Genomic DNA, 17,159 nt, shown 5'->3' with positions numbered 1-17,159 from the left:
AAGCTTGTCTCAAGTAGAAAGGAGGTGTGGCGATGAACGGAGAGCAGTTGTATCGCTCGAGTGCTTTTGCGAAGAAAGCCGGCGTGTCCGTCCGAACGCTGCAGTTCTACGACAAGTCTGGCGTGCTGTCTCCATCATCGCGCACCGCTTCGGGACACCGGCTGTATCGTGAAGCCGATTTGGCCAAATTGCAGCATATTTTGGCGCTTAAGTTTCTAGGCTTTTCGTTGGCTGAACTGAAGTCGCTCCGCCAGATGGAGCCGCAACAATTCGGCGCCGCTCTGGTTGTGCAGAAGCAGATGCTGCTTGAGCGGCGTGCCCATCTAGACGCAGTTCTGCATGCAATTGAGAAAGCAGAAAAGCTGGTCCCGTCGAATGACGGACCAGCTCTGGCGGATGCGCTCACGAATCTAATTGAGGTGATGCATATGGAACTGAAACCGAGCTGGGTAGCAGCTTACTTGACCCCAGATGAGCGGCAAACCATGCGGCAAATTGCCACTGAGTCTTACTCGCCGCAAGCACTGCAGACGCTGGTGAAGCAGCCCTTCGTCGAGGAAACTGGCCGCTTGTATCGGCAGTTTCGAGAGGAGCTTAAGCGCCTCTGCGAAGCAGGCGTCGACCCGGGCAGCCCGGAGGCGCAAAGCCTCGCGCGGCAGCTGATGGAGCTGAACGCCCGGCGTTCGCAGGGCGATCCCGAAATCACCGCGGGCATGAAGCGAGCATGGACCGCACTCAATGCGCTGCCCGCGGCGCAGCAGCCCGCGATGTACGCCATGAGCACGGAGGAGCAGTCGTTCATCCGCGAGGCGAGCATGATCATGTATAGAGATCGCCGCTAGCATAGTGCGGTGGGCGATGTTTGGTGAACCGAGATTGTTGGCTGAGAGTTAGGTTTCCCGACTCTCAGCTCACCAATCTAGTCGATTCGCTCGACTTTGCTTGTTGAGAGTCGGTTTTTCCGTCTCTCAGAGGTCTCACACTCGCCTCTTCACTCCTGAGAGTCGGATTTCACGACTCTCGGCTCGCAAGGCTGTCATATTACCACTAGCTGTGCTCACCGAGCGCAGCCCCCTCTATTAAATTTGCTCTTTCGCCCCGTTGTGAGTAGGGGGCACCTCTCTCAGTCCAACTACTTGTTGGTATCCTTCCACTTATGCCCACACAAGAGCACATATAGGTTCTCTCAGCCAACTATCCGCATGTTTTGGATGCTGAGAGAACATAGCGTTCTCTCAGTTGCAGATTGTTGGTTAGCTTGATGAATTTCGGCGGTGAGAGCACATATAGGTTCTCTCACCTAACTTTCGGCGCATTTGGGATAATGAGAGAACATATGCGTTCTCTCAGCTGCAGATTGTTAGTTAGTTTGATGGATTTCGGCGGTGAGAGCACATATAGGTTCTCTCAGCCAACTTTCCGCACGTTTTGGATGCTGAGAGAACGTATGCGTTCTCTCAGCTGCAGAATGTTGGTTAGTGCGATGGATTTCGGCAGTGAGAGCACATATAGGTTCTCTCACCTAACTTTCGGATCATCTTGGATGCTGAGAGAACATATGCGTTCTCTCAGCTGCAATGGTTGGTTATTTTGGTCGGTTGCTACGGTGAGAGAGCCTCCCCGCCCAATTATGACCCGGTTGAGCGGTAATGCCGCACTCCGATGCGCCAGACGAGCAGGCATGGCGCGAGGAATACGAAGCCGAGCAGCGGCAGCAAGGCGTACAGCGGGTTATCTGCGCCGTCACGGCCGAGGATGTACAGCAGCGGCAAGTAGTTGACGCATCCGAATGGGATGATGAAGGTGAAGAACCGCTTCACCCAGCGATGATAAATGTTCAGAGGATACTGAGTCATCTCCCGTCCGCCGTCGGTGAAGATGTTCGCTACTTCGAGCCCCTGCACGGTCCAGAAGCTAATCGACGCCGCGAGAATGAAGATGCCCGTGAAGATCACAACTCCGCTCCCCACCATGAGCACGAGCGCCACTATCTTCAGTGGGGTCCAGCTTGCCTCAATATGGTTAGTCGCCCATACCAATACACCGGCGCTCAGCAGGAGCCGCCCGATACGGGCGAACTCGAACTTGGAGCCGAATACCTGCAAGGCTGTGCTGCGCGGGCGTACGAGCAGCCGGTCGAAGTTGCCGCTCACGACGAGGCTCGAGAATACATCGAACCCCCTCGCAAAACATTCGGTGAACGAGAACGCCATCTGCGTCACCGCAAAACATAACACCACCTCGTAGAAGCTCCAGCCCTTCAAATCCCCGAACCGTTCGAACATAAAGTACACGCTCGCAAACGCTGTAAACGGCGTTAAGCACTGACCGAGCGTAAGCAGCAGAAAGGAGCCGCGGTACTGCATCTCAGAGCGCAGCAGCAGCAGCATGTATTTAAAATATAGCTTCATCCTCGAACCTCACCCTCCCTGCACAACGACACCCCGCAGCGCTTTGTTCATTAATATTTTGCCGAGTGCAATCAATCCAACCAGCCAAGCCGCTTGTGCCGCCAGCCCCGACAACGTCTCAGTCTTAGACAGCTCGCCCGTGAATACCCGGAATGGAAAATCAGCTGTCCAGTGGAACGGAAGCATATAAACGATATTTTGCATCCAGCCCGGCATCAGCGGCACAGGAATGATGAGCCCTGCGAGAAATTCCCCGAAGATACTGAATAGCATGAGTGATCCGCCCGGCGACATCGTGACGAAGACGGATATGTAGATCAGCATAGAGATCGCAACGACCAAGAGCAGCCCGACAAGCAGCACGACAACGAAGAGCACAAGGGTGAGCAGGTCGGGAGGCAATTCGAGCCGATACGGTCTCGGCAGAAATAAGGTAACTAGGAGTAATGGGAAGCAGCGAAGCAGAGCACTCGATAGTCGGGTCGCAAGAAGCTTAGCGTACCAGAGTCCGTAAATCTCGCTCGGCCTGCACAATTCGTAGGCGATGTTGCCGCTTGTGATGAGTCCAAACAATTCATTATCCCTGAGCCACAGCATGATAAATACGAGAAAAGCTTGCTTGAGCCAGGTGTAGGTGATCACTGCAGAAAGTGTCATCGGGGGAGTTGAAACGGAATGCGCATAGAACGCCTGAAAAATCATAATAAACATAAAGCCGAAGAAAAACTGTGTCGCTATGCCGGCCAGCGCCGCCGCACGATACTGCAGCCCTATGCTGATGCGCAGCCTGAATACGGACAGATACGCCTTCATCATATCTCGTACTCCTTATACATTTGCACGATGATGTCCTCGATTGGCTGCGTATCAATGGTCACATCCAGCAGCTCGACCTGCGAAGAGAGGCTCGTGATCGCTTCGGAGATCATAACCTGCTCGGTATCGACACTGATGATCGCCCGCTCCGGCGTCCAGGACAGCAGCGATGCGCCTGGAATTTCAATCGGCTTCGCGTTCTCGTGGTAATCCGCCGTTATCGTCCTTCGTGTACCGAACCGGCCTCTCAGCCCAGCAACACTGCCATCGTAGAGAAGCTTGCCTTTGCCAATGAGAAGAATCCGATCTGCCAGCGCCTCAATGTCATTCATGTCATGCGTGGTCAGAATGACTGTGACGCCTCTCTCTTTGTTGATCTCCTTAATAAAATGGCGCACCGCAATCTTCGATACAGCATCGAGTCCAATCGTCGGTTCATCGAGGAACAGAATACTCGGACTGTGCAGCAGTGAGGCAGCGATTTCACAGCGCATCCGCTGTCCTAGACTAAGCTGCCGAACCGGCGTGTACATGATATTGCTGAGGTCAAGCGTTTCGACGAGCAAAGTCAACGTCTTCTTGTATTCCTCCTGCGGAACGTTGTAGATGTCGCGCAGCAGCTCGAAGGATTCAACCACGGGAACGTCCCACCATAGCTGTGAGCGCTGCCCGAAGACGACACCGATATGCTTCACGTACTGGACGCGATCGAGCCAAGGGGTATATCCCTTGATCTTGCAGGTTCCGCGATCCGGGACGAGGATACCGCTCATCACTTTGATCGTGGTCGATTTTCCAGCGCCATTCGGACCGATGTAGCCGACAATTTCGCCCGGTGCAATCGAGAACGATACGTCCTTGAGCGCCTCCACAGCGGTGTACTCACGATGGAACAACGATTTGATCGCATGCTTAATACCTGGCTCGCGCTTCGCGACCAGGAAGGTTTTGCTGATACCTTCAACGGTTATCAATTTCCTGTACCTCCATATTTACATAATTTTAGTAAATGACAGGGAGAAGATAATAGCATCCCTTACCTGAAGCTGTCAATCACAAAAAAAAGCCCGTTCATTGAAATCATGAACAGACCTTTTCGAACGGACTTCTGCAAAAGCTATAAAACTGGCCCATAGAACACGCCAACGAGTGAGATTGGACCGATGACAGAGGCGCTTGTTTCTTCAATCGGCTCCAGCTCAGCAGTCAAATTGTAGACGTTAAACGAGCTGTCCGTATTGAAATCCGCCGTCTGAAGCTCAATCGTATAATACCGCTCAAGCCCCGACTCAAAGCCGATTCGCGTATCAGCAATCTCCACGCCAATAGACGTTGAATCGAGCGATTTGAACAGCTTCACGATAATCTCCCCGTTCCCGCCCGTTCCGAGCACGCCAAGCATCGCCGTCAGAACGATCCGATTATTCAGAGGAAAGAATTCAGCATATAAGCCAACATCCGCTTGAAAGAAGCCATCCGCAATCGTGTACTTATCATCCGTAGGCGTCGTCGATATAAAACCAACGGGAATCGGCACACCTGGGCCTTGTCCGGAGCTTGGCACACTTACCTTCATGTCGAACACCAGCACACTCATCGCTGCAACCCCACCTTTCAATCCTCTACTCTACTTGCTAACTAGTATATGGACCTTGGCTGCAGAGGGTTTGTACACCTGCCGACATCAATATTATTTGCGGTGCATTTTGAACTCCAGGAACAAGTCGTTATAGTGGGAGAGCATCCTCTTGCCCAAGTTGCGGTAAACCTCTAGCTTGGCTGTCACTTCCGGGCTCGGGTAGAACCGCTCGTCACTCGAAATGTCTTCCGGGAGCAGCTCGAGCGCCCTCTTGTTCGGCGTCGCGTAGCCGACATATTCGGCGTTTTGCGCTGCATGCTCGGGATCAAGCATGAAGTTGATGAACTTGTGCGCACCTTCCACGTTCTTCGCCGTCTTCGGAATGACGATATTATCGAACCACAGGTTCGAGCCTTCCTCCGGCACCACATAGGTCAGCTTGTCGTTCTCGTCGATAATCTCCGCAGCATCGCCCGACCAGACGACACCAACCGCGGCCTCTTCGTTCGCAAGCAGCAGCTTGATCTCGTCACCGACGATCGCTTTGACGTTCGGCGTCAGCTCCTTGAGCTTGTTTTTCGCCTGCTGCAAGTGCTCTTCGTTCGTATCGTTAAGCGAATAATGGAGGCTGTTCAGCCCGAAGCCGATGACTTCGCGCGCGCCGTCCACGAGAAGAATTTGATTGTGCAAGCTAGTGTTCCAAAGATCGTTCCAGCTCTTGAAGTCGATTCCTTTAACAAGCTCCGGATTGTAAACGATACCGACCGTGCCCCAGAAATACGGGATCGAGTACTCATTATTTGGATCAAAGGACAAATTCATGTAGCGCGGATCGATATATTTGAGATTCGGCAGCTTCGATTTGTCGATTGGCAGCAGCAGATTTTCCTCTTTCATTTTGCTAATCGCATATTCGGAAGGAACGCTTATGTCGTAGGTTGTGCCCCCTTGCTCGATCTTCGTCATCATCGCTTCGTTGGAATCGAAGGTTGAGTAGATGACCTTGAGGCCGCTCTCCTTCTCAAATTCAGTGATCAGCTCAGGATCGATATAATCGCCCCAGTTATAGATGGTCAGCGTATTGGCACCGGAGTAGCCTTGTGACGAATTAAGCGCAGAGGCACCATACATCAGGGCAAAAGCAAGCAGAACGACGAGAACCATCATTCGCATCAGCTGGTTCATTTGTTCACTAGCCCCCATTCCTTGCCGCTGCCACGCCGTCCAGATACTTGTCCCCGGCTGCGCCGGTTAATGAAGTAGTAACCGACAACGAGCAGCATCGTGAAGACAAAGATGAGAGTCGATAGCGCGTTAATAGACAATGATACACCTTGTCGTGCTCTAGAGTAGATCTCAACGGATAATGTCGTGAAACCGTTACCCGTCACGAAGAACGTAACGGCGAAGTCGTCCAGCGAGTAGGTTAACGCCATGAAGAATCCTGCAAAAATGCCTGATTTGATGAAGGGAAGCATAACCTTAGTCAGTACATCCCATTCCGTCGCACCAAGATCGCGCGCCGCATCCAGCAGCGTCGGGCTCATTTCCTCCAGCCTCGGGAGCACCATAATGACGACGATCGGAACACTGAACGCGATATGAGAGATCAGCACCGAAGCGAAGCCCAGCTTGATGCCAATCATCGTAAACAGAATAAGGAATGATGCCCCGATGATGACGTCTGGGCTGACGATCAGCACGTTGTTGAGCGACAGCAGCGTGTTCTGATTCGACCGCTTGCGGACGTGATGAATCGCGATGGCGCCAATGACGCCGAGAATGGTCGAGATAACCGACGCGAACAGCGCAATGACGAGCGTGTTCAGCAGGATAATGAGCAGCCGCGTATCCGCGAACACTTCCTTATACCACTCCAGCGTAAAGCCTTCAAAGCCATGCATGCTGCCGCCGCTGTTGAACGAGTAATACGACAAGTAAAGAATTGGCGCGTACAGAATAATAAATACGACCCAGAGATACATATTGGACCATTTGAGTGAACGTTTCATAGGCTGCCGTTACCTCCTTCCTCTCGTGCGATTGCCGGTCAGTATCATAATGATCGCCATCGCAATAATGAGGAACACCGCAATTGTCGCGCCCATACCCCAATCCTGCGTGACAAGAAAATGCTGCTCAATCGCCGTGCCGAGCGTAATCACCCGGTTGCCCGCAATAAGCCGTGTAATCATAAACAGCGAGAGCGCTGGTATAAATACCGCTTGGCAGCCGGATTTCACGCCACTAATCGTAAGCGGGAAGATGACGCGGCGGAACGTCGTCCATGGCGAAGCGCCAAGATCACGCGCAGCGTCGATGAGCGACGGGTTTAGCTCTTCAATCGCGTTAAAGATCGGTAGAATCATAAACGGAATGAAGATATAGACCGATACGAAAATAAAGCTGAAATCCGTAAATAATATCTGCTGCTTGCCGATCCCAATCGTCTCGAGAATAGCATTCGCCGCCCCATACGTGCCGAATAATCCGATAAACGCGTAGGTTTTCAGTAGCAGGTTGATCCAGCTTGGCAGGATGATAAGCAGCAGCCAGAGCTGCTTATGCTTCGTCCTTGTCAGCAAATACGCCGCTGGGTAACTAACCAATAGCGAGAACGCCGTAATGAGGAAGGCGTACCAGAACGAGCTGAACGTCATCTTCATATAGACCGGCGTGAAGAAATGCCCGTAGTTGGCGAATGTGAACTTACCATCCACATCGAACAGCGAGTCATAGATGATGAGGATGATCGGTGCCGCTACGAATAGCAGCATCCATAGCATATAGGGAATCAGATACAAATTTCGAGCGCGCGGAGCGGCAGCTTGGGAAGAGTATGTATCGGCCGTCCTCATGAGTACGACTCCAGCCTTCTGTCGAATTCTTCTTCCGTTTCGTTAAACCGCATAACGTGAATCGCCTCGGGGTCAAAGGTCAGCCCGATCGACACGCCAACCTCCGTTTTGCGTGTCGAGTGGACAAGCCATTTGTTGCCGGCTTCATCAGCGCATTGAATCTCGAAGTGAACCCCTCGGAACAGCTGCGCCTCCACGCGCACCTTCAGCTTGCCGTCCTCCGGCCGCGTAATCTCCAGATCCTCCGGGCGAATGACGATGTCGATCGGCTCGTTTGGCTGCAAGCCTTTGTCCACACACTCGAAGGTTTTGCCTGCGAATTCGACGACGTAGTCCGCCTTCATCCGTCCGTCTACGATGTTCGATTCCCCGATAAAATCAGCTACGAACCGGTTGATCGGCTCATCATAGATGTCCATTGGCGTTCCACTTTGTTGAATGCGGCCTTCGCTTAGAACGAAGATTTCATCTGACATCGCGAGCGCCTCTTCTTGGTCATGCGTAACGAAAATAAACGTAATGCCAAGGCGCCGCTGCAGCTCGCGCAGCTCCACTTGCATTTCGGTGCGAAGCTTCAGATCGAGCGCAGAGAGCGGCTCGTCCAGCAAAATAATTTCCGGCCGATTCACAATCGCCCGCGCAATCGCAACCCGCTGCCGCTGGCCGCCCGACATCTCAGTAATCTCACGGTTCTCGTAGCCGCTAAGATTAACGAAACGAAGCGCCTCCTGCACCTTGTCTTTTATCTCAGACTGCTTCAGCTTTTTAATGCGCAGGCCGAATGCCACGTTCTCGAACACGTTGAGATGCGGGAACAGCGCGTAATCCTGGAACACCGTATTCACTTGGCGCTTGTTCGCCGGAATATGGTTAATGATTTGCCCGTTAAAATAAATGCTACCCTTCGACGGAGCCGTGAACCCGGCAATGAGACGCAGAATCGTCGTTTTGCCGCAGCCTGACGGACCAAGCAGCGTATAAAATTTACCTCGCTCAATTTCGAAGCTGACGTGCTTCAGTACCGCGGGATCGCTCTCGTACTGCTTGGTCACGCCGTCAAAGCGAATGATCGCCTCTGCCTTGTTGGCGTTCATATTGGTGTTTAGACTCATGCGCCCTAGCACACCCCTTTCGGATAGAGATGAAAAATGTCGATTTTTATTCGTATATTCCTTTGGATAGTATAACCAAACATGGCTAGTACATGAAGTATTTTTTGAGCGTGTACGGATCTGTTTACATAAAAAAAACCATCCGGGCTGGTAATCCCGGACAGTCGTAGTTGCTTGGATTCCGCTAGTTGCGCGCTAGCAGTGATTTGTACAGCTTAATGACGCTCAGGTGCATCCCCTCATGGAAGAGATTCATGCTGCAAAATTGCTCTGGAGATTCAATCGTGAGTCCCGTCGATGTGGTGTAAGGCTGCTGCAGCGTCTCGTGAAGACGATGCGCAATCGCCGCTTCGACCCGCTCCAGCTGACCAGCAAGCAGCTGCTCCAGCTCCGCGAGCGTCGGGATATTCGCATCACTTGGCCAGTTCAGAGGCGTAGTCTTGAACTCGAACAGCTCTTTAAATCCCGCAGGCAGCTGCTGCGGCAAGTTCAGGTATTGGAAAATATACCTTTCCAGCACGACGTACACATGCCCGAGGTTCCAGCGAATCGTATTGCGGAAGCCCTCCGGTACGCTGTCCGCCATCTCTTCCGTCACGCCGTCCATCAGCTTCAGCGTCTGACTCCTCACAAACTTCAGCTGCGTGAATAGATAATGCCCCATCGTCGACCCCACTCCTCTTGGTAAAGTAGTCCACTAGAACAGCTTGTTTCTCACATTCTGCGGGGTTTCCGCCAATGTAGTCCACTAGACCAGCTTGTTGCGCTCATTTCGCCGAATTTCCGTCGATGTAGTCCACTAGACCAGCTTGTTTCTCACATTCTGCGGGGTTTCCGCCAATGTAGTCCACTAGACCAGCTTCTTACGCTCATTCTGCCGAGTTTCCGTCGATGTAGTCCACTAGACCAGCTTCTTGCGCTAACTATATACAGATTGGATGTTGAGAGTGCGTAATATGAGCTCTCAGCGCGAAAATCGGCCGATTGAGGCTTCGAGAGTACAGATTCAGCACTCTCAGATACGGAAACTGCCGATTGCGGCAGCTTGGCGAAGCTGAGAGTGCGTAATTAGTACTCTCAGTACTATAATCAGCCGATTGATGCTCTGAGCGTGCAGATTCAGCACTCTCAGATACAATCGAAATCGGCATTTGAAGGCGACAGGGTTCTCCTGATTTCAATGCTGACTGCTCCCTCGGATTCCGAAGGCGGGGTAGTTCTCCCGATTTGGCGATGAGAATTTTCCGCTCCCAACTCTCAGCACTCAGCTCTCCGTTCTCCGTTCTCCCCACCCCGCCGCCGCTCTTCCCTTCAGCGCTCCAACCGCTGAACGCGCTCCATATACGCGGTCACGCGCTCATCCAGCGCATGCGGATAGTCGTAGCCGAGCTTCGTCGCAACGTCCGAGGCGAGTCTACCGAACAAGGCTGTCATCGCGAACAGCGCGCGCCAGTTGTCCTCCAGGCTCGCACCTGCATACGTCTGTTCGAGCTCTGCCCACGTTTCCTCGTCCAAGTAGCGCTTGAACCATCGGCCTTGTTTGCCGGGGTTGACGGCCCAGTCGTGGCGCTCTCCGATATGCCATTCGATCACAGGCATGAAGTAATTGAAGCGAATTATACTCTCGAACATATACTTGGCAAGATGCAGCTCATCCCGCCATAAGCTCTTCGCCACATAGGTAATGTCCCACCAGAACTCCTTCACCGCCATGTTATATGCCTCGCGGGTCGGCTTCTCGATCAGATAGCCGGTATGCCGCGGCGGCTTCAGCCCCTTCGTCAAGCCATCCTTATCCATCAGCACGCTGTAGCCGATATCCAGCTCCTCAGGCAGCAGCGGCAGCTCGAGCTTCTCTTCCAGCTTCTTCACCACATAAACTTGAAAATCAATCCGTACCCCGTCATCGAACAGAACGAGCCGCGTAATGGACTGCTCATGATTCTCGCGGTATTCGGTCATCACAGTACCGAACTGCGTAATCCATGCGTCGCTCTCACGGAACGGCGTCGTGTCCGTCACGACAAGCTCGATATCGTAATCCGATAGCTCATCGACCGGCGCATTCGGATTGACGCGAGAGCTGGTCATAATGACCGCCCGGATTAAGCTGTGCCGCTCTGTCCACGCAAGCAGCTGACGCAATAGTTCTTCTTGTCCTCGCATCTTACCATCCCGCTCCTTATCATCATTGCTTCGCATTCGTAATGCCGAACGGCACATGCACCGAAGGGAAGCTCCGCGCAATGCCCTCAATATGTCCCACCTGATCGTCGAAAAAGATATGCGGCTTAAAAATATTCAGCACCCTGCTCTTATCAATCCCGCCGAGGAAGAACGCTTCATCGATGCGGATGTCATGCTGCCGCAGCGTCGTTATGACTCGCTCATGAGCAGGCGCATTTCGTGCAGTCGCAATCGCAACGCGAATGCCTGGCTTCTTCGCCGAGTCACTCTCCTCGCTAAGCCGTTTCTGCAGCTTGGCGATTTCGGTGAAGAACCGGATGAGCGGTCCGCCTGGCAGCGGCTCCCCCGCTTTACGACGCTCATGATCGTGAAAAGCAGGTAGAAAGCCATCCCGCTGAAACACCGACTCCGCCGAGTCATCGGCAATAATACCGTCGAAGTCGAATGCAATCCGCAGCTCCTCGTCCTCATCATCATCGATATAATCGGTCGGATAGATGCAGCCGGCCGGATAGCCATGCTGGACCGCTTCCTTCACATCATCCGCATTGCCAGACAGAAACAGCGAGGCGTTAAACGCCTCTAAATATTGAAAAGGGTTACTGCCAGCCACAAACACTGCACGGCTAATCGGCAGCTTGTAATGCTCAATTGACTTGAACACACGGAGGCCCGTATCCGGGTCGTTACGGGACAGCAGAACGACCTCGACCGGTTGATCGCGAGAGTCGCCGTTAACCCGCAGCAAACGCTTGATCAGCGGGAATGCAACGCCTGGCCGCAAAATATTGGTCTCGTTCGCTCGCTGAAAGCTCCGATACTCGTCCTCCCCTTTTTTCTGAAACACAAGGTCGGACTCCGTCAGATCGAACAGCGCGCTGGATGCGACTGCGATGACAAATTTATTTTCAATGGGATATGGCATACGGTTCGCTGCTCCTCCACTACATCTCGTTAAGCTTTCACTTCAGCAAGCACTTTCCCCTCATCATTCAACCCGCGAAACACAAAATTGCCAGCCTTCGCAATCGGCAGCCTCTGATAGGTTACCGCGTAGCCGTTCTCAACTTTAACCTCAATATAGGAGTCCGCCAGATCTCCCTCGTGGCTAAACCGTACAATATGAATGGCCGGATTCTCCACTTTGGCTGCTAGCAGCACGTTATACTCACGCTCATTCGCCAAGTGTGCAAGCCATGTAATACCCATCGGCTCTTTATCCCCAGGATTATATAACGCTGCACTCGACCGCACCTGATAGAGAAAGCCCCATTTTTTGTAGATCAGCTTGGCGGTCTGCTGTTTTCCCTCCCCTGTAATGCCAACCGAGTAGTCTCCGAAGCTCTTTATATAAAGCGGCGCTCCGTCTGATGGCGGGAACGAATGGCGCAGCGCTCCTCTCGCACTCAACGAGTAACCAGATATATGGAACAAATAATAAACAATAAGCAGAACAGCTACAGCAAGCAGCAGAATCTTCCTCCGCCGCTTCGATCTTAAAACAGCCATATCCCCACCTCCGTTAGTAGATATTGGGTGTTTCCATTATCTTCTTCCCATCATAAGGCAAGGCGATCGCCAGGCACAACACCTTCCGAATAATCAATCCGTTTGCCAATCGTTACGGTCGGCCGCTAGGCGCTTGCAGGATGCATCTCTCTCCCGACTCTCATAAACTATTACGAACTAAAAATGTAAAGAGAGGAGTCGTGTGCGTCAATGCAAGCAAGAGGTTCGGCCCATATCAAAATCATCGACGTCTCCCATCATCAAGACGAGATTGATTGGGTGAAGGTTAGTGCGAGCGGCATAGCGGGCGCTTTTATCAAGGCGACGGATGGACGGCTCGGCGTCGATTCCAATTTCAGCCGCAATGCGACCGCTGCGCGTGCAGCCGGCCTCCCTATCGGGTTCTACCATTATGCACATCCAGAGGTAAATAACGCGATTGCGGAAGCGAAGCATTTTGCCGAGGTAGTGAAAGAGTATGAGTCGCAGTTTCCGCATGTACTCGATGTAGAAGGCGATGCCAGCAAAATCAAATCCGCTGAACTGACCAAATGGTGCATCACATGGTTTACAGAGGTGCAGCGGTTAACTAGCCATCCGGTGATGATCTACACTTCAGCCAGCTTCGCACGGAGCAATCTTGGTAAAGATCTGGGCCGCTGGCCGCTCTGGATTGCTCATTACGGCGTCCTCACACCAATGGACAACCATATATGGAGCACATGGGCAGTCTTCCAATATACGTCGAGCGGACGAATTAATGGAATTAATGGCAATGTGGATCTCGATGCGATGGAGCAATCATTTTTTGAAAAATACGCTGTAAAAGCGGTAGAAGCACCCATAGCAGTCGGTCCCCAGCCCATAAACCCGCTTGATACGGTTAAAGTGGCGGTGGATGGTAAGACGATAGCATTCGGGCGAATAATCGACAGTCAAGCCTATGTGCCACTCCGCCAGCTCGGCGACGCGCTTCAAGTAACCGTCAGGTGGGATGCTGCGGCAGCAACGCCTTACGTAGACGGCAAGCCAATTACGAACTTCAAGCTGGTCAGCGGAAAAACGTACATCAGCTTAAGGGCGGCAGTCGAAGCGCTCGGCGGCAAAGTGACATGGGACAAGGATATGCGGCAATTGGATGTCTATAAGTGACGGATCGATATGGGCGAAGAAACGGGCAACGAGCGTCATTCGTTCATACAGTGGTTAGTACAACATCCGTCTTACGGAAAAGGAGCTGAGTGTGATGCAAGCTAGGAGTGCAAGCAATGTGAAAGTCATCGACGTCTCGCATCATAATGGCATAATTGACTGGAAGAAGGTTAAAGCGGACGGAGTAATGGGCGTCTTCATTAAAGCTAGCGAAGGAACTACGTTTGTTGACGATAAATTCAAGACAAATGCGAACGAAGCTACGGCGGCAGGCATCAAAGTCGGGTTCTATCATTACGTGCATCCCGAGTCGAATAATGCCAAGTCGGAAGCGGCGCATTTTGCAAGCGTTGTGAGCGGAGTGAAGACGGACTTCCCGCATGTGCTTGATGTAGAGGGAGATGCGGAGCAAGTATCGGTAAGCAAGCTGACGCAGTGGTGCGTAGATTGGCTTCAGGAAGTGGAGCAGCTGACGAATCACCCTACTATGCTGTACACCGGGGCATACTTTGCCAGAGATAACTTGACGCAGCCGCTCGGTCAGTGGCCGCTGTGGATTGCCCATTACGGCGTTACGACTCCACTCGCTAACGACACTTGGAGTGAATGGTCGGTGTTCCAATTCTCCGAGAACGAGCGGGTGAGCGGTATCGGCGGCGATGTCGATATGAATGCGATGGAGCAAGCGTTCTGGAACAAATACGCGAATCCGAATGTGCCACAGCCGCTAAGCCCGGAGGATGACGTCAAAGTCGTCGTTAACGATCAATTGTCTGCGTTCGGGCGAATCATTGACGGCAGCACGTTTGCGCCGCTTCGCCAGCTTGGCGACTCGCTCGGCATACCTGTGTCGTGGGATTCCTCGACATCGACGCCGTACTTCGACGGCAAGCCAGTCACGAACTTTAAGCTGATCGATAGCCGCACCTATATTGGTGTACGGCTCGCAGGCGAGATGCTTGGAGCGACAACGATAAAATGGGATAGCGTGAACAGGAAGGTTTATATTTACTATTGAGTTATTGAGTTATTGAGTTATTGAGTTATTAAGCAAGAGTAACCCCCGCCATCTGCTCACGGGGGTTACTCTTGTTTCTCGTTCGCTTAGTCTGCGATGTGCAGCACAATACGTCCGCGGCCGTGGCCAGTTTGGCTGCGATCCTGCGCCTGCGCCGCCTCGGCGAGCGGGAAAGCTGCGCCGACAACCGCCTTCAAATGCCCCTCGTCGATCAGCCCTGCGATCTGGCCCAGCGCCTCGGCTGCTGGCAGCTTATTCGAGAAGATTGCCTTCACGCCTTGTTCTTCCGCCTTCTCTTGGGATGGCTGACCGACTAGCGAGATCATTCGTCCGCCTGGCTTCAGTACAGTGAATGACCGGCTCTGCGTCTCGCCGCCGACCGTATCAAGCACCAAATCTACGCCTTGCGAGCCTTGTCCGGCGACGTCCTCGAACCGCTCCTTCGTATAGTCCACCACATGATCCGCGCCGAGCGAAGAAACGAAGGCGGCATTGTCCGTGCCGCATGTCCCGATCACTTCCGCCCCTCTCCACTTCGCCAGCTGCACGGCGAACAAGCCTACGCCCCCGGCTGCGCCATGAATGAGGACGCGCTGCCCCGGTTGCAGCTCGCCGCTGTCGAATAATGCCGACCACGCCGTAAGTGCGCCTCCGGAGATGGTAGCCGCTTCATCGAAGCTGAGCGTATCCGGCTTCACAGCCAGGTAATCTTCAGCTGCGACTGTATATTCAGCATAGGTTCCGCCAATCGCGCTTCGGCCGAAGACGGCATCGCCTACCTTTAGCTTCGTTACTCCAGGACCGACGGCTTCTATCACGCCGGCAAGTGAGGAGCCTGGCGTATACGGGAAAGTTAACGGTCTGAATTGTTTAAACATCCCTTGTCTCACCTTCCACTCAATCGGCAGAACAGCTGCCGCATGGACACGGACAAGCACCTCCCCTGCGCCGGGCTGCGGGCATAGGATTTCTTCTAGCTTCAGCTCCTCCGAGCCGCCATATTGATGCACACGAATTGCTTTTATCATTGTCGACATTGTGCCCCTGCCTCCTCTTCACCTTCTCTTGTTGTCTAAGTGTACGCTGTTCAATCCATCATGTATAATACATATTTACTAATCAATCTATAATATAAACATTATGAATAGAGAGGTGTCAGGGGATGGAACTGCTGCAGCTGAAATATTTTCAGAAGGTGGCAAAGCTTGAACATATGACGAAGGCGGCGCAGGAGCTGCACATCGCCCAGCCGGCACTTAGCCAGAGCATCGCTAGGTTAGAGCAGGATCTCGGTGTGCCGCTCTTCCACCGGCAGGGCCGGCAAATCCGGCTGAATAGTTTCGGAGAAGCGTTCCTCGCCAAGGTCGAGGTTGCGCTCCATGCGCTTGAGGAAGGACGCCGTGAAATTGCGGATATGAACGGCACCGAACGTGGACGGATTCATATCGCGACGACGACGATGGCGCGGTTCTCCGAGATGATCCGCGCCTATCTCGTGGACTATCCCGATACGAATTTACGCATCACGCAGGTGTCTCCGGAAGAGATAATCCCGCTCATCGAAGCAGGCGACATCGACTTCTGCTACACGACGCCGCCGATTGACCGCCCCGGCATAAGCGGCATTTCGCTGCTGCACGAGGAGATCTTCATCGCCGTCCCTCCCGGTCACCGGCTTGCGGATCGTGAGCACGTCACGATTGACGAGATCCGGGATGAGCCGTTCGTCAGCATGAAGGAAGGCTCGCGCATCCGCACCATGATGGACCAGTTCTGCAGCCGCCGCGGACTTACACCGCGAGTTGTCTGTGAAGTAGACGATCCTGCCGCGATGCGCAGCTTCGTTAGTAGCGGCCTTGGCATCGCCTTCTTGTCCGCATGCAAGAAGTCGGATGCGAAGCCGCTTGTGCTGCTGCCGATTCATGATGGGAGCAGCAAGCGTACGATCCAGCTGGCATGGCTGGAGAAGCGTTACTTATCGCAGGCTGCCCACACATTCCGCGATTATGTTAAGCATTATTTTACGAGTGATACCGAAAATTAACTGCCCTGCATATCACTGCCTGCTATCGCAAACAATGTAATACGTACGCGAAAATGCAATATAACGAATCGCATATAGCAAAAGGCAGGAGGAATTCACTTACAATGAACGCACAGCGCGCCCAAGAAATCGCCGAATCCGCCACGATGGTGGATGTCACCTATGACGGCAAGCCCATCTATATTCAGCATGTCGATGCTGAGAATGAGACAGCTCGGATTTACCCGCTCGATCAGCCCAATCAGGAGATTACCATTTCGCTAAATAGTTTGACCGAAGCGTCACCGTTCCAATCGGATGGCATCCATATGGTTTGTGACAGGCGCGATTAGCCCTTGTCGCGTATTTAGAAAGCACGACTATAGGCTGCCTCCACCCTGAACAGCACCCCGTCAAGTAGACAGTACAAATAATTAAAAACAATCAAGCGGCCTTCGTCCGGAATTCCATTGGACTGAGGCCGTTTAGCTTTT

Annotated in this window: 18 protein-coding genes; 5 read left to right on the top strand and 13 right to left on the bottom strand. The window is 52.8% G+C overall.

Translation table 11 applies throughout. The annotated features are described in order from the left end of the window. The first annotated feature begins 32 nt into the window (after positions 1–32). Positions 33–842, top strand: a complete 810-nt coding sequence (locus tag BMY11_RS20855) for a MerR family transcriptional regulator (RefSeq protein ID WP_090580764.1) — start codon at positions 33–35, stop codon at positions 840–842. A 786-nt stretch (positions 843–1,628) separates the two neighbouring features. Here the strand turns inward: BMY11_RS20855 and BMY11_RS20850 are convergent. From BMY11_RS20850 to BMY11_RS20795, 12 genes are all read right to left on the bottom strand, one after another. Then, positions 1,629–2,411, bottom strand: a complete 783-nt coding sequence (locus BMY11_RS20850) for an ABC transporter permease (RefSeq protein ID WP_090580761.1) — start codon at positions 2,409–2,411, stop codon at positions 1,629–1,631. 9 nt (positions 2,412–2,420) lie between these two features. Further along, on the bottom strand, positions 2,421–3,227 hold the full coding sequence (locus BMY11_RS20845) for an ABC transporter permease (RefSeq protein ID WP_371262904.1): 807 nt from the start codon (positions 3,225–3,227) through the stop codon (positions 2,421–2,423). Then, positions 3,224–4,201, bottom strand: coding sequence for an ABC transporter ATP-binding protein (locus BMY11_RS20840; RefSeq protein ID WP_090580758.1), 978 nt, complete (start codon positions 4,199–4,201; stop codon positions 3,224–3,226). The genes BMY11_RS20845 and BMY11_RS20840 overlap by 4 nt, the downstream gene beginning before the upstream one ends. A gap of 143 nt (positions 4,202–4,344) precedes the next feature. Next, a complete protein-coding gene (locus BMY11_RS20835; protein ID WP_090580755.1) occupies positions 4,345–4,824 on the bottom strand; it encodes a hypothetical protein in 480 nt (159 codons plus the stop codon). A gap of 93 nt (positions 4,825–4,917) precedes the next feature. Next, positions 4,918–5,991, bottom strand: coding sequence for an ABC transporter substrate-binding protein (locus BMY11_RS20830; RefSeq protein ID WP_090580751.1), 1,074 nt, complete (start codon positions 5,989–5,991; stop codon positions 4,918–4,920). Continuing rightward, a complete protein-coding gene (locus BMY11_RS20825; RefSeq protein ID WP_090580748.1) occupies positions 5,988–6,818 on the bottom strand; it encodes an ABC transporter permease in 831 nt (276 codons plus the stop codon). Before BMY11_RS20825 ends, BMY11_RS20830 begins: the two co-directional genes overlap by 4 nt. 9 nt (positions 6,819–6,827) lie before the next feature. Next, entirely contained in the window at positions 6,828–7,664 is an 837-nt protein-coding gene (locus tag BMY11_RS20820; RefSeq protein ID WP_090580745.1) for an ABC transporter permease, read from the bottom strand. After that, entirely contained in the window at positions 7,661–8,776 is a 1,116-nt protein-coding gene (locus BMY11_RS20815; RefSeq protein WP_256217672.1) for an ABC transporter ATP-binding protein, read from the bottom strand. Before BMY11_RS20815 ends, BMY11_RS20820 begins: the two co-directional genes overlap by 4 nt. A gap of 184 nt (positions 8,777–8,960) precedes the next feature. After that, complete coding sequence (locus tag BMY11_RS20810) at positions 8,961–9,440, bottom strand: DinB family protein (protein ID WP_090580739.1); 480 nt, start codon at positions 9,438–9,440, stop codon at positions 8,961–8,963. A gap of 647 nt (positions 9,441–10,087) precedes the next feature. Then, positions 10,088–10,942, bottom strand: a complete 855-nt coding sequence (locus BMY11_RS20805; RefSeq protein WP_177182744.1) for an aminoglycoside 6-adenylyltransferase — start codon at positions 10,940–10,942, stop codon at positions 10,088–10,090. A gap of 22 nt (positions 10,943–10,964) precedes the next feature. Then, complete coding sequence (locus BMY11_RS20800) at positions 10,965–11,888, bottom strand: 5'-nucleotidase (RefSeq protein ID WP_090580734.1); 924 nt, start codon at positions 11,886–11,888, stop codon at positions 10,965–10,967. A 29-nt stretch (positions 11,889–11,917) separates the two neighbouring features. After that, positions 11,918–12,472 (bottom strand): hypothetical protein, encoded by a 555-nt coding sequence (locus tag BMY11_RS20795; RefSeq protein ID WP_090580732.1) that lies wholly within the window; start codon positions 12,470–12,472, stop codon positions 11,918–11,920. 210 nt (positions 12,473–12,682) lie between these two features. Between BMY11_RS20795 and BMY11_RS20790 the strand changes: the two genes are divergently transcribed. Together BMY11_RS20790 and BMY11_RS20785 are read left to right on the top strand one after the other, a co-directional pair. Continuing rightward, positions 12,683–13,624, top strand: coding sequence for a GH25 family lysozyme (locus tag BMY11_RS20790; protein ID WP_090580729.1), 942 nt, complete (start codon positions 12,683–12,685; stop codon positions 13,622–13,624). A 94-nt stretch (positions 13,625–13,718) separates the two neighbouring features. After that, a complete protein-coding gene (locus BMY11_RS20785) occupies positions 13,719–14,642 on the top strand; it encodes a GH25 family lysozyme (protein ID WP_090580726.1) in 924 nt (307 codons plus the stop codon). 86 nt (positions 14,643–14,728) lie between these two features. Here the strand turns inward: BMY11_RS20785 and BMY11_RS20780 are convergent, their stop codons facing one another. Beyond that, a complete protein-coding gene (locus BMY11_RS20780) occupies positions 14,729–15,679 on the bottom strand; it encodes an NADP-dependent oxidoreductase (protein WP_090580723.1) in 951 nt (316 codons plus the stop codon). A 125-nt stretch (positions 15,680–15,804) separates the two neighbouring features. On the opposite strand from BMY11_RS20780, the gene BMY11_RS20775 reads away from it, so the two are divergent. Further along, positions 15,805–16,686 (top strand): LysR family transcriptional regulator, encoded by an 882-nt coding sequence (locus BMY11_RS20775; protein WP_090580720.1) that lies wholly within the window; start codon positions 15,805–15,807, stop codon positions 16,684–16,686. Positions 16,687–16,790: 104 nt separating this feature from the next. Further along, on the top strand, positions 16,791–17,018 hold the full coding sequence (locus BMY11_RS20770; RefSeq protein WP_090580717.1) for a small acid-soluble spore protein H: 228 nt from the start codon (positions 16,791–16,793) through the stop codon (positions 17,016–17,018). Positions 17,019–17,159 lie beyond the last annotated feature (141 nt).

The sequence above is a fragment of the Paenibacillus sp. OV219 genome (assembly GCF_900110075.1).
Taxonomy (GTDB): domain Bacteria; phylum Bacillota; class Bacilli; order Paenibacillales; family Paenibacillaceae; genus Paenibacillus_Z.
The sequence above is the reverse complement of the archived record's forward strand: the minus strand, read 5'-3'. Positions and strand labels throughout refer to the sequence as shown.